Origin of the sequence: Desulfobotulus mexicanus, assembly GCF_006175995.1 — a bacterium.
Taxonomy (GTDB): domain Bacteria; phylum Desulfobacterota; class Desulfobacteria; order Desulfobacterales; family ASO4-4; genus Desulfobotulus; species Desulfobotulus mexicanus.
Genome location: NZ_VDMB01000009.1, coordinates 34,296 through 48,149, shown reverse-complemented (window position 1 = coordinate 48,149; position 13,854 = coordinate 34,296). Strand labels below are relative to the sequence as shown.

At 50.9% G+C, this 13,854-nt stretch carries 9 protein-coding genes; all 9 read right to left on the bottom strand.

Features of this window, described 5'->3' with window-relative positions; genetic code table 11:
• Position 1: 1 nt before the first annotated feature.
• The 9 genes from FIM25_RS08620 to dnaE all read right to left on the bottom strand — a co-directional run bounded on the left by FIM25_RS08620 (position 2) and on the right by dnaE (position 13,806).
• Positions 2 to 3,094, bottom strand: coding sequence for a DEAD/DEAH box helicase (locus FIM25_RS08620; protein ID WP_139448301.1), 3,093 nt, complete (start codon positions 3,092 to 3,094; stop codon positions 2 to 4).
• Between the two features lie 196 nt (positions 3,095 to 3,290).
• Entirely contained in the window at positions 3,291 to 4,265 is a 975-nt protein-coding gene (locus FIM25_RS08615; RefSeq protein ID WP_139448299.1) for a hypothetical protein, read from the bottom strand.
• Entirely contained in the window at positions 4,262 to 5,365 is a 1,104-nt protein-coding gene (locus FIM25_RS08610; RefSeq protein ID WP_139448297.1) for an AAA family ATPase, read from the bottom strand. The genes FIM25_RS08615 and FIM25_RS08610 overlap by 4 nt, the downstream gene beginning before the upstream one ends.
• A complete protein-coding gene (locus FIM25_RS08605) occupies positions 5,358 to 6,500 on the bottom strand; it encodes a DUF262 domain-containing protein (RefSeq protein ID WP_218961358.1) in 1,143 nt (380 codons plus the stop codon). The genes FIM25_RS08610 and FIM25_RS08605 overlap by 8 nt, the downstream gene beginning before the upstream one ends.
• A 108-nt stretch (positions 6,501 to 6,608) precedes the next feature.
• Entirely contained in the window at positions 6,609 to 7,286 is a 678-nt protein-coding gene (bioD, locus tag FIM25_RS08600) for a dethiobiotin synthase (protein WP_139448295.1), read from the bottom strand.
• Positions 7,256 to 8,410 (bottom strand): methyltransferase domain-containing protein, encoded by a 1,155-nt coding sequence (locus tag FIM25_RS08595; RefSeq protein ID WP_139448293.1) that lies wholly within the window; start codon positions 8,408 to 8,410, stop codon positions 7,256 to 7,258. Before FIM25_RS08595 ends, bioD begins: the two co-directional genes overlap by 31 nt.
• The gene (locus FIM25_RS08590; RefSeq protein ID WP_139448292.1) at positions 8,407 to 9,084 is read right to left on the bottom strand and encodes an alpha/beta fold hydrolase; all 678 of its coding nucleotides are present in this window, start codon (positions 9,082 to 9,084) and stop codon (positions 8,407 to 8,409) included. Before FIM25_RS08590 ends, FIM25_RS08595 begins: the two co-directional genes overlap by 4 nt.
• Before the next feature lie 14 nt (positions 9,085 to 9,098).
• Complete coding sequence (locus FIM25_RS08585) at positions 9,099 to 10,274, bottom strand: aminotransferase class I/II-fold pyridoxal phosphate-dependent enzyme (protein ID WP_246052091.1); 1,176 nt, start codon at positions 10,272 to 10,274, stop codon at positions 9,099 to 9,101.
• On the bottom strand, positions 10,252 to 13,806 hold the full coding sequence (dnaE, locus tag FIM25_RS08580) for a DNA polymerase III subunit alpha (protein ID WP_139448290.1): 3,555 nt from the start codon (positions 13,804 to 13,806) through the stop codon (positions 10,252 to 10,254). The genes FIM25_RS08585 and dnaE overlap by 23 nt, the downstream gene beginning before the upstream one ends.
• Between the last annotated feature and the right edge of the window lie 48 nt (positions 13,807 to 13,854).

Sequence of the window (13,854 nt, the reverse complement as noted above, 5' to 3'; positions counted from 1 at the left end):
GTCACTCTCCTACGGCTTCTTTAGAAAGGGCCAACACCTTCTTCAGGGCACTGGCGGACAATTCCGTAACCCAACCCTCGCCACTACCTACAATGCTTTCCGAAAGGGCACTTTTCTTTTCAATCATGGCATCAATGCGCTCTTCCAGGGTTCCAGCGCAGAGGAATTTATGCACCTGCACATTCATTTTCTGACCGATGCGAAAGGCCCTGTCCGTGGCCTGGTTTTCCACGGCCGGGTTCCACCAGCGATCATAATGAAACACATGGCTGGCTTCGGTGAGATTCAAGCCCGTGCCTCCGGCCTTGAGGGAGAGAACAAAAATCTTCGGCCCGGATTTTCCAGCCTGAAATCGGCTGACCATGGTATCCCTGTCCTTTACCGGTGTCCCTCCATGGAGAAAAAGAACTTCCTGACCAAAACTCTGCTGCAGATGTTTTTTCAATATATAACCCATCTCTTTGAACTGGGAAAAAATGAGGGCCTTTTCCCCGGCTGCCAGTACCTCTTCCATCATTTCCGTCAACCGTTCCAGCTTGCCCGAACGGCCTTCCACCGCAGAGCCGTCCCCCAGAAAATGGGCCGGATGGTTGCAGATCTGCTTCAGTTTGGAAAGGGCTGCCAGCACCATGCCCTTGCGCTGGATACCTTCGCTGGATTCCAGGGCAGCCTCCATATCCTTCAGGGTGGCGCGGTAGAGGCTGGCCTGTTCCTTTGTGAGGGTGCAGAATACCTTCATTTCCTGTTTATCCGGCAGATCCGTAATGACCTTTTTATCCGTTTTGACCCTGCGCAGCACAAAGGGGCCGGTGATGCGTTTGAGCATCTGTGCAGCCCCTGCATCGCCCCGGATCTGGATGGGGGTGAAAAAATTCTTTTTAAAGGCCGCCTGGGAACCGAGAAGCCCCGGATTGAGAAAAGCCATCATGGCCCAGAGATCACCCACATGGTTTTCCACCGGTGTTCCCGTAAGGGCGATGCGGTAGTCTGCCTTGAGCATCCGGGCAGCTTTGGACTGTCCGGTCTGACCATTTTTAATGTTCTGGGCCTCATCGAGAATGGCACCGGCCCAGTGCATTTCGGAAAGAAAATCCCCATCCCGCTGCAAAAGCCCATAGCTTGAAATCACAAGACCTGCTTCCATGGCCTCTTTTCTGAAGGCATCTTCCTTTTTTCTATCGTTTCCATGGTGGGTCATCACCTTGAGATCCGGCGTGAAACGGGCCGCTTCCCTGCGCCAGTTGCCCACAAGGGAGGTGGGACAAACGAGAAGCACGGGCCTTTTCTCTCCTTCTTCACGGGCCTTGGCCACCAGGCTTAAGGTCTGCACGGTTTTCCCAAGCCCCATGTCATCGGCAAGGCAGGCCCCAAGGCCCCACTGTTTCAAAAAATACAGCCAGGAAAAGCCCTGCTGCTGGTAGGGCCGCAGGGTACCACAGAAACTTTCAGGCAGTGCCACAGGCTTAAGCCTGCCCCCATCCTTCAAACCCTTGAGCAGATCCTTCATCCAGCCTTCGGCCTTCACCTCTTCCACCTCAAGGGGAAGGTGTTCGGAGGCCACGCCAAGGGCCATGTGCATGATCTCCGAAGCCTTCATCTCCTGATTCATCTTTTTTTTCAAAAAGGCGAGGGTCTGACGGATTTTCTCCCCGTCCACCTCCATCCAGACCCCCTTCATACGTACAAGGGAGCCTTTGATGCCCGCAAGGGCTTCCAGCTCCTTTAAAGAAAGAAGACTGTCCCCGAGGGCCACCTCCCAGTCCACCTTCATCAGGGTTTCAAGCCCCAGACCGGCCGCAGCTTTCATGGAAGGACTTTTCACCAGAGCTTTCAGCCGGATACGGTTTTTATCGCTTTTCCCCAGCCACCAGCCGGGCAGAATCACCCCGAAACCCGTACTTTCCAGAACCGGAGCCTCTTGGGCAAGGAATCTCCAGGCACCCTCATTGTCCAGGGTATGTCCTTTGGGTTTTTTACCGGAAAGACTTTCCTTTGCAGCACCGCAGATGGTGCTGGCATGGGCTATGGCGGAAAGCAGATATTCTCCCACATCCCCCGCCACCGCATGGAAGGCTTTGGTCTTTACACTTTGCTTTTTCCAGAACACCTCCAGAGGCAGCATGAGGCTCGGATCTTCATAGGGCTGAAGGAGATAACGCACCTGCCAGGTCTCTTCATCCCCGGATTCCGGCTCCTCCAGACGAAAACAGAGCCTTGCCCGTGCTGAGGCGCTGACCTCCAAGGGCCTTCGCCATTCCAGAAGCTGGGTTTCAAGCCCTTCCAAAGCGGATGTCTCCTTCCACACAAACCTTGCATCCCCGGAACCGAGGGCGGCCAGCCAGGCATCATGGATGCTGGATGCACTGCGACTTTCGATTCTTGTACCCATGCTTTCCCGCACCAGAGCATCCAGGGCAAAGGCTGTGAAGGCATAGAGAATCTCCCTGCGGTTGATGGCAGGGGCTTCAAGGATGTTCTCCGGCCCAAGGCAGCGGCAGGATTCGGGCATGGCGGCTTCAAGACGGGCCAGGGTATCGTAATCCTCCCCATGGGGCAGAGGCTGCCAGCGGGCATAAAAGTCGCCTCGCTCCCCCCGCTGCACAGCAGGCAGGTAGGCTCCTTTTACGGCAAGGGAAGCCACAAAGCGCAGCATCTGGGCCCACCACAGAAGATCCGATCCCGCAAAAACCCCCTTTTCCAGAAGGGGTCCATCCATGCAGCGACCCAAAAGCGTCCGGCATCCCTGCCAGTCCAGGACAAGGGTTGAGGTCAGCCAGGGGTGAAGGCTTAAGGGTTCCCCATTGCCTTCCGGCAATTGGGCAATGAGGGGGCTTGAAGGCAGAGGGCAGCCCTTCAGGGTAGGCAGAAAAAGGGATGCTGTCCGAAAATCTTTTTTCAAAGCCCGGATTTCCGGGAAGGTCTTCTTTAAAACACTTCCCAGAACAAGATTGCTGGGATCATAGGGAAAGATTTTGGCCTTGGGCTGAAGGGGCTTACGGCCCCGGGGGCTTTTCGGAACAAAGGGAGATTCCGGCTGGGTTTCAGCCCAGAGGTGAAGCCTGCCGTCCAGCCATGAGGCGTGAAGAAAAATCATAAGGAAAAAATCCCCTTTTATTGCTATGGATTGCAATTATATCTTGCAAATTATACCGCAAAATCAAATCATTAAACACCAAAAACAAACAGAACCAGAAATAATAAAACCACCAGCCACATAAAAATTTGCCGCAGCATCATGCTTCCTTCTTTCTAAAAAAAAGGGGGAGGGATACCCCCCTTTCTGCATGGCCTCATCCAAGCTTAAGATGAGGCCCGATATGGCCCACATAAATTGTCTTTGTGGTACTCTCCTGAAAAAAATGAATGCGAAACCCCTGGGACAGTTTGATGTGATTCTGAAAAAATTCCTTGCGGCCTTCCGGCAACCAGAATTCCCTCTCCTTCCTCAAGTCCTGCCGCTTCATCACAGTTTCCGATTCCCCGCTCATTCTGTGATTTAGCCCGGCCTTTCTCAGACTCTCCGCAGAACACTCCCTGTGCATGTTTTCCTGCCACTGCTCACAAAAGGTATTCAGGGCCGTGAGGGTTTCCTTCACCTGCTGAAGAAGGGTAGGACTTTGGGACCAGGAACGCAGCTGGTTGATGGCGTTCCCGCAAAAAACAAGGTGAGGAAAAAACTCTTTCCGTTTTTCATAAAGCCTCCTGCCCGAATCCATGCCCTGATTTCTTTTTTCAAGCAGGGCCTGAATTTCTTTTTCCAGAATCTCCAGTGAACAGAAATTCACCACGTCCTTTTGAACCACAAAAAGTCCTTCGTCCGCTCCCATGCTTGTCACCTCAAGCGTCAGCGGTGAAGTCTTCCATGGATGACGGGTGGGAAAACCTGTAAGCGGGACCTCTTTCCAGGCGGCTGCCCGAAGGGCGGAATAAGAAGCCTCTCCCTGAAAACGAACCTCAAAAAAATCCAGACCCAGATCAAAATCTTCCTGCCTGAAAAGGGGCTGACTTGTGGCAAGACTTCTGAAAGCCCGAATCAGATCCCTGTTTTTCTCAAGGTTTTTTTCATACCAGTCCTGCCAGTAATATCCCTTTGCCAGACAGAGACGAAACCATGAAGCATCCACACTCTCATCCACAAGAATTGTCCTGATACCCACATTCTGCAAGCGTATGCAGATTTTCAGAAACTCCGGAATACAATCGTCCGCATCTTCGATGGCATCAAAGGGAAGGCAGTGATGGTTAAAAACAAGGCAGGAAATCATAACAGCTTCTCCAGCTGCCTGTCGCTCTCATCAAAAAAACCTCTGGGCCAGAAACTGATCCTGCCTTCGGAATCCACCTCAGGGCTGCTTACAAAAACCTCATGGCCTGAGGCCCTGTCCCGTTCAAGGTAAAAAAGCCTTACCTCTTCATGGGAAATAACCCTCTCCCGCACAGCCACACGGACACCATTGAGAAAATGATCCGAATGGGACTCAATGAAAAGCTGCACCCCGCCCATGGCAGCAATGGAACAAAGCCGCCCCAGAACAGATTGGGCACCGGGATGAAGGTGGGCTTCGGGGTTTTCCATGATCAGCATATCCCCCGGCCTTGACCTCAGGAGGGCCACAAGAACGGGAAGCACAAAGGTGAGCCCGAACCCCACATTCTGCGGCTTGAAGTCCGCTGTAATATCTCCCCCCTGTTCAAAGGCATAATTCAGGGAAACCGTATTCATGGACTGATGTAGCTGGGCATGGATGCGTATTCCGGGGGAAATCTCAGACATCCACTTATCAAGGTTGTCGAGGAGGGAAAAGGAAGGCGCAGCCGGGTGCTGCATGGACTTCAATGCTATGGGCATCAACCCGTACTCAGCAATATAATGGGCCGTGTATTCCCCATGGTTGCCAAGGGAATTGAGATCCTTGATATGGTAATCCGATGCCTCATAAGCAGCCTTCGGGCTGATGCGGTCTGCGGAAAGATACTGAAAATTTTTTGTAAAAAGGCTGAAGCTTCTGTCCACGGGCAAATGAACTTTTGCTCCTGAAGGCTGGAGGTCGGAGCGGGCGGCATAGTTAAAATTGAAGTTAACGGGTGGGGTATTCTGCCAGACCAGTGTGAAATCAATGGTTTCCTCTTCGGCATTTTCGGAAAGGATGTCTTGACCCGTTCCCAGAGACACATAGTCCCCTTTCAGCAAAAGCCCCTTATCCGGCAGGGTATTTTTTTCCATGGACTGACGAAGCAAAAGCAGTACCTGAATCAGAGAAGATTTACCCATGCCGTTCAGACCGCTAAAAATATTAAGGGATACAAGGGGAAAAGAAATATCCTTTAAAGATTTGAATCTCTGAATACGCATGAACTCAAGCACAAAGCACCTCCTTAATCATAGCTGCAACCCGTTGATTTCGGATATGGAAATGTTCCTTTTTCTGGGTTGAATAGGAAATGGATCGAAAATAATCATGATCATTTGTCATGCATTCAAGGTGTTTCTGTATAAGCATTTCTTTTCTGCTCTGTAGCATCCCCATTGCCTCATCTGATAGTCTTACAAGGGCCGTTGTCCATACCTCAAAAAGGGTAGCATTCTTTCGCCGCCTGCCCGTTTTCTGGCTCAGGGTTCTTTTTTCAAAAGCTTCTCCACCAAAGATATCCCAGCACCGTTTTATGGCGCAGTGGAAATCCCGCTCCAAAGAAAAAAGCTCTTCCGAAGAGGCCTTAGAGAGCTTGTCCATCATCTCATCCAGAAAGGTAGCAATGTTCTTTCTGCTTTCTCCGTAATCCATTGTGTGGAAAGCCAGAAATCGCAAGACCAGCTCCTGATCTACCATCCTCCGGCTCTGATCTCCCACAAGTCTTTTCAGGCAGTCTTCCTGCGCCAGCTTTTCAAGGTAGCCCCGGATAGGCGGTGCTGCCATGGCATTACGGATTTCCTGATCCGTCAGCACAAGACCGCCGGTGTTGATTCTTCTGAAAAGCGAATATTTCACAGCATCCGGTGTTCCTGGCTGGATCAGAAAAAGGGTGACAGGACACTCGTTCATGCGCCGCTGATGGGTTCGCGGCAAGTCATCCCATGTCAGCTCCTCAAACTCCTTGAGGTATTCAAGCCCCCGCAGCTTCAGCTTTTTTTCCACAACAAACCTGCGGATGGAAGAAAGTCGTTGCAAGCCATCCACAATCAGCCATTTTTCCTCGTTGGAAGCATCAAAATAAAAGGCAGGAAGGGGAAACCGGATCAGAATGGATTCAATGAGGCGGGACATTTTCTGGGTATCCCAAAGATCGGCATGACGCTGAAAATCCGTGTTCATGTCAATCTCACCATGCTTAAGTCGTTCAATGATATTATGGAGTGTATCCGGTTTGGAAATAATGCTGATCTCCGCAGGATTGAAAGGCTCCTGCATCACAGAATCCAGATTTTTCTCATCATCGGGATTTTCAGGAGTCTCATCATTATTTTCAACTTCAATTTTTTCTTCACAATCCATAAGTATCATCTCAGGCACAGGCTCCTTTCTGATATAAAGCCATTTCCGGGTTTGAATTCGCCCCGAAACTCTTTCCTTACCCCGGCACTCAGATCAAGATTCAGCATATTTAACAGATCAGGTTTGAGACCTGCGTACCGGGCAGACTCCAACTCTCTTTCTGTCGGAGAAGGAAGAAAAACAGGATTCAAAGAGAGCTTTCAGATCCTGTCTTTGTATGTCATCACAAAAAGGTACATGGGCAATCAGGGGAACACCCGTCATACGTGTAAGATCTTCAAGATTATCCATGTGGAGAGGCCCATTGGCCACAATTCCCGCAATGGGGATACCACGATTTTTAAGGGCTTCAACGGATAAAAAAGTATGGTTCAGGGTGCCAAGACCCGTGCGGCATACAAGGAGAACGGGAAGATCCAGATGCCGAATCAGGTCCGTCATATATAAATTGTCTGCCAGAGGAACCAGCAGCCCCCCTGCCCCCTCCACCACCAGATAACGATCTCCGGAATCCGGCAACATAAAATCCGAAAGCCGGATCACACATCCTTCCTTTTCGGCAGCCCTGTGCGGTGAAACAGGCTCTTTAAAACAAAAACTCTCCGGGAAAAAATGGCCATCATCCAGACCCGTAAGGCGCTGTACCGTATCCCGGTCCCGGTCCGGGGGGAATCCCGTCTGCACAGGCTTCCAGTACATGGCAGAAAGCCCTGCCACACAGAGGGCGGAAACAAAGGTTTTGCCGATGTCCGTATCCGTTCCGCTTACAAAAAAACGTCGGGGAAGGTTTGCCATTCAATATATCCTTTGCTTTCTTCAGACTGCTCTTCGGATTGGTTGTTCCCGGAAAAAGTCCCCTCACCCCGGCCCCCGGCTTCGAGAGCCTCAGCCACCGCCAGAGGGAGAGGGAGATCTGTTGAACCCTCACCCCGGCCCCCGGCTTCGAGAGCCTCAGCCACCGCTAGAGGGAGAGGGAGATCTGTTGAACCCTCACCCCGGCCTCTGGCTTCGAGAGCCTCAGCCACCGCCACAGGGAAAGGGCGATCCGCTGACTCCTCACCCAAGCCCCTGGCTTCGGGAGTTTCAGCCAGCGGGAAAGGTGGATAAAGGATAGACTTATTTCTGGTAGCAAGCTCATCTTCCGGCTTCACCGCAAAAACAAAATGCACCCTGTAACTGACCTCCACCGGCCTGCCCCCACACGCTCTGGTCCAGGATTTCATAATACGGGAAAGGAGCATGGGGTCTCTTTGTTCTTTCAAAAGGGATGTCCCTGCACCAATGGCCCCCAGTGAACGGAAAAAATGTTTCGGCGAAGGATAGGATTCCACCATGCGGCCACTAAATATTTTCACATGACATCCGGCCCTTTGAAGGATCTGCGCAACGGTAGCTCCATCCGGCAGGGGATTGGCGGAAAAGGGCAGATTTTCTTTATCACAGATATTTTTCCACTCCGCAAAGGAGCCATCCCCCTGAAAGGAAAGGGCCAGAAGACCACCGGGCAGAAGGGCTTCCACAAGAGCTTCAAGGCTTGACGCAAGGTTTGTGAACCACTGTATGGTAAAGCCTGAAACCACAAGCCCGAAAGAGCTTTTTTTCTGCAAAACTTCTCCGTCCATCACCGAAAAATCCATGGATGCCTCAGGAAAATCCCTTCTGAGATCCGCCCCACAAAGCTCTACCATGGCAGGAGCAATATCCGTTATCAGATGATGCCTTTCCCCTGAAAGGGTCAGCAGGCCCCTTGTGACAAAACCCGTTCCGCATCCGATTTCAAGGACAGGAGCCTCGGGCATATTTCCTGAAAAATCTTTAAGATAATCCAGAAAAATCTCCGATGCCCTGCGCTGCACCCTTGCATGTTCATTATAGGTGTGAGCTTTGGCAGAAAAGGCAGCAGCCACTTTTTCCTTCATGACCGATACTCCCAGATAGCACAAGCTAACAGCTCCGCCAGAATTCCAGCATGGGTCAGGGGAATACCATGATCCCCGTCATCAACAATATGAAGGCGGGCATGGGGAAGTGCTGCCTGCAGCTCCTCTGCCCTGCTTACATCAACCACCTTATCCTTTCTGCCATGGATAATATGAATCACAGGGATTTTCATGAAAAGATCCAGATCCAGACGGGAATGCGCCAGATTTTGCAGGTCTTCAGCCATAAGTGCCGTATTGACAGACCCAGAACGAATATTTTCCTTCTGCCCGCAGAGACTGCGGAAAAGGGCCACAAGGGCTTCGGGATTTTCTTTAAGTTTTTTCTGCATCAGATAAAGAATCCGTTCCGATCTGCGCCGTCTGCTTCGCTCTTCGGGCAAAAAACTGTTAAAGCCAGAAACAATAATAATGAAATCGGCCTGCTTCAGCCAGATCTCAGGCACAAGGTGCAGGCCGAAAGAATGGGTGATAATGCCCTTTACACCTGCATGCTGGGGCAGAGAAGGCAGATGCTGGCTGCCAAAATACCCTCGGTCCAGAAGACAGAGGGCTTCCGGTTTTTCTATAAAAGCCCGAAGGGGAGCCCAGAAATCAGGACTTTGGGCCCAGCCGTGTACGCAGAGAATGGAATGGGGAAAAAAAGACATCATAAATATCCGTCATTTTATGTCTGTATATGCACAAAAGTAGAAAACGCCCTGATCAACCCTTCCACATCTTCTTTACTGTGCAGGGCGCAGAGGGAGATACGGATACGGCTTTCCCCTTCCGGCACCGTGGGCGGACGGATGGCAACGCCTAAAAAACCCTCTTTTTCCAGATGGGCCGAAAGGGCCAGAGCTTTTTTCGTATCCCCCACCATTACAGGCACAATCTGGGTGCATGAGGCTCCGGTATAAAAATCAAGATATTGTAATCCATGACGAAGCTGATCACCAAGGGCTGCAAGGTGCTTTCTTTCCGCATCCATTTCCGCCATGCGGTCCAGACTGGCATCCACCATACCCATAACCGATGGGGGGAGTGCCGTGGAAAAGACAAAACCGCCCATTTCATTGACAAGATAATCTTTAAGAAGGGCCGGGCCTGCCACATAGGCTCCGAACACCCCTGCACCCTTGCCAAAAGTTCCCACCACGGCGTGGGCCATACCGGGTTTCACAAGTCCCATGCCCTGATCACCGAAAACCCCTGTGGCATGGGCCTCATCCACCAGTAAAAGAGCTTTATGGATTTCAGCAAGACGAGTCAGCCCCTCCAGATCCGGCACATCACCGTCCATGGAAAAAACCGATTCAGTGACAATGCACTTTCTTGTTTCTTCTGGCGCATCGCAAAGGAGTTTTTCAAGGTGGCTGAGGTCATTGTGTCGAAAACGGATAATCTTACCGCCGGAAAGCCTTGCGCCCTGTATCAAGCTGTTATGGTTGAGACGATCGGAGAAAATAAGGGTTTTTCTGTCACAGAGGGCAGCCAGCAGACTGAGGTTGGCCTGATAACCCGATGCCATTATAAGAGCCGACTCAAAGCCCTTCATCCCTGCTATTTTTTTTTCCACTGCCTCCGTGCAGGAAAGGTTTCCGCAAACCAGTCGGGATGCCGTGGCACCGGCTCCAAAATGCCTTGCAAACTCTTCTCCCCGCTTCAAAATATGGGGATCTCTGGAAAGCCCCAGATAATCGTTGCCGGAAAAATTCACAAGAACCCTGTCCCCCATACGCACCCTGCCCCCATCCATAAGCTCCATAGGTCGAAGGCTGCGCAGGGTTCCGGCCTCCCTTCTTTTTTCAAGGACCTTTTCCATGAAAGAAAAGACTTCAGGCAGAGGCGGCATCTCCATTGTTTCCCCTTTTCCTGTACCCGTTTTTCCCGTTCTTTCCCCTGTCCTCCAGCTTTGCAGGGGCACAGGAGATGACAACACCCTCAGCACCAAGAATATCCTGCAACTCAGCCATAAGTTCCGCTCCGGCACTGACTTTGAGAAGATCCGGAAATTCAATGTGGGTTTCAGTTTTATCAGGAATTCTGACATGGAGCTGTACAGCACAATTGCCGGGATAACGACGCAGGGCTTCCTGCACCCTCACAAGGTCTTCTCTCCTATGGGTATCCGTGCTGACTTTTAGATGCAGCATACCGGTCCAGACCTCTCCGGCCTTATCCAGATGTACAATCTTTTCAGCCTTGATTTTGGCAGCAGATCCTTCCACCTGAGCCTCACCTTCCACAATCACGGGCGTATCGATTTCCAGAAGATCCGTAAGCAGGGCAAAAAGAACCGGGAAAACAACCACCTCCACCAGCGTACCATTTATGTCTTCTACATTCATGAAGGCCATTTTATCACCTTTTTTGGTAATAATTACCTTCATGTCATGGATACTGCCGCCAAGGCGCACGGCGGATCCATTGGCGACTTCCTTTAAGCCTTCGGCATCCGTTGTGGCATAGCGGGCTATGGCTTCTTCATATTTTTTTAAAGGGTGGCCGGAAAGATACAGCCCCAGATGCTCCTTTTCCAGAAAGAGAAGATCCCTGTCCTCCCACTCTGGAATATCGGGAAATACAGGCCTTAGTCCTTCGGCAACGGGATCTTCGATCATGTCAAAAAGCCCCATCTGCGGATCATTTTTTTCCTTCTGCGTCCTTGCTCCGTGGTCCACGGCCTCATCCAGCACCGCCATCATGCGGCTGCGCTCCACGCCCGTACCGTCAAAGGCACCACACTTGATCAGTGCTTCCAGTACCCGCTTGTTAACCTTTCTCAGGTCAATGCGTTCACAGAAATCAAAGATATCCCCAAAGGGTCCGTTGGCTTCCCTTTCCGCAAGGATGGCAGCGACAGGACCTTCTCCCACATTTTTAACGGCCACAAGACCAAAACGGATGGCATCATCCACCACCGTAAAGGCAAGACCCGACTCATTCACATCCGGTGGCAAGACCTCTATATTGTGACTGCGGCATTCTTCAATGAACTTCACCACTCCGTCCAGTGAGTTCATTTCAGAAGTAAGAAGGGCTGCCATAAAGGCAAGGGGATAATGGGCCTTCAGATAGGCCGTCTGGTAAGCAATCAGAGCATAGGCTGCGGAATGGGATTTATTAAAACCATAGCCCCCGAATTTTTCCATAAGATCAAAAATGTACCCGGCTTTTTCAAGATCAATATTACTTTCAGCGGCCCCTTTCATGAAACGTTCCCGCTGGGCCACCATCATTTCAGCAATCTTTTTACCCATGGCCTTACGCAGACCATCGGCTTCGGCCATGGAGTAATTGGCGAGCACACCTGCAATTTTCATGACCTGTTCCTGATAAAGAATAACCCCGTAGGTATCCTTCAGGATGGGTTCCAGCTGGGGAAGCGCATAGGAAACTTCCGCCCTGCCATGCTTTCGCTCCACAAAGTCATCCACCATGCCACTTTCCAGAGGACCGGGACGGTAAAGGGCCACAAGGGCTGTAATGTCACCGAAGGTGGAAGGTCTGAGGCGTACCAGAAGATCCTTCATGCCGGAGCTTTCCAGCTGAAAAACACCTGTGGTATCCCCTCGGGAAAGAAGCTCATAGCTTTCCCGGTCATCTAAGGGAATGGTATCGAGATCCGGCACCTCAAGCCCCTGAAGGGCAATGAGATTAAGGGCTTCTTTGATGACCGTGAGGTTACGAAGTCCCAGAAAGTCAAACTTCACCAACCCTATTTTTTCCACATAATGCATATCGAACTGGGTTACAACTTCGCCCTTTTTACCGCTGTAAAGGGGAAGATAATCATCCAGTCTGCGATCCCCGATGACCACACCCGCCGCATGGGTGGATGCATGACGGGGCAAACCCTCTAGCTTTTTGGCAATATCCAGCAACTCCTTGATGTCGGAGCGTTCCGCAGCCCTTTTCAGAATTTCCGGCTCCTGCTGCAAAGCCTTTTCAAGGCTGATATTCAGAACCTCCGGAACAAGCTTGGCTATTTCATCCACATCTTTCAGGGGGATGCCAAGGGCGCGGCCCACATCCCGCAGCACAGCACGAGTTTTCATTTTTCCGTAGGTGATGATCTGGGCCACATAGTCCCCACCCCCGTATTTTTTTACAACATACTCGTAAACCTTTTCCCTGCCGTTAATGCAGAAATCCACGTCTATATCCGGCATGGAAATACGGCTGGGATTGAGAAATCTCTCAAAAATCAGTCCATGCTCAATGGGATCAAGATCCGTAATCCCCATGGCATAGGCCACCATGGAACCTGCTGCAGAACCCCTGCCGGGACCTACGGGAATGCCATTTTCCTTGGAATAGCGGATAAAATCCGCAACGATGAGAAAGTAACCGGGAAAGCCCATGGTATTGATGGTCTCAATCTCATAATTGAGGCGGTCAAGGTATAGTTTTTCATCCACATCCGGATTGTTTTTGCGGATCAGCACCATACGCTTTTCAAAACCTCTGCGGGCCGTGGCATCAAAAAGCTCTTCCGCAGTTCCCGTTTCTTCCGTAGGGAAATTAGGGAAATGATAGGTATTGAAATCAAAGCTCACATCACAACGGCTGGCAATTTCAACGGTATTGGCAAGGGCACCCTTGAAGTGGCCCAGCTCACGGGCCATGATCTCCCGGCTTTTAAAATAAAGGGCATCGGTGCCGAACTGGAACCGGTTGGGATCATGAATGGTCTTGCCAGTCTGTATGCACAAAAGCAGCTCATGGGCCCTTGTGTCTTCCGAATCCAGATAATGGCAGTCGTTGGTGGCCACAAGGGGCAGGGAAAGCCGTTCTGCCATATCCACAAGCAGGGTATTTGCCTCCCGCTGGGGCATGAGTCCGTTTTCCTGAATTTCGAGAAAAAAATTACCTTCTCCAAATATTTTTTCATAATAACGGGCTTTTTCTTCCGCAGCCGCTGTCTGGCCTTTGAGCAGAAGCTTGGGGATAGAACCCTGCAGGCAGGCTGAAAGGGCAATAATGCCTTCGCTATGGGCCGCCAGCAGCTCATCATCCACCCTTGGTTTATAATAAAAACCCTTCATCTGGGCTATGGTGGCAAGCTTGCAGAGATTTTTATAACCCTCATTGTTCCGGGCCAGCAGCACCAGATGGGAAAGGCCTTTGGCATCTTCGCTGCTTTTATCCGTAAGGGACCTCGGTGCCACATAGCACTCACAGCCAATGATGGGTTTAATTCCGGCTTTGAGGGCTTTTTCATAGAACTCCATTGCTCCAAACATGGTCCCGTGGTCCGTAATGGCCACGGAATGCATGCCATACTCCTTTGCACGGGCAAAGAGAGGATCAAGGCGAATGGCACCATCCAGAAGGCTGTACTGGCTGTGAAGGTGAAGATGAACAAAGTCCGGAACCGGGGTTTCCATGAAAAAAACCTTTCTTCTTTCAAGCATATAAAAAACAAACAGGTATTA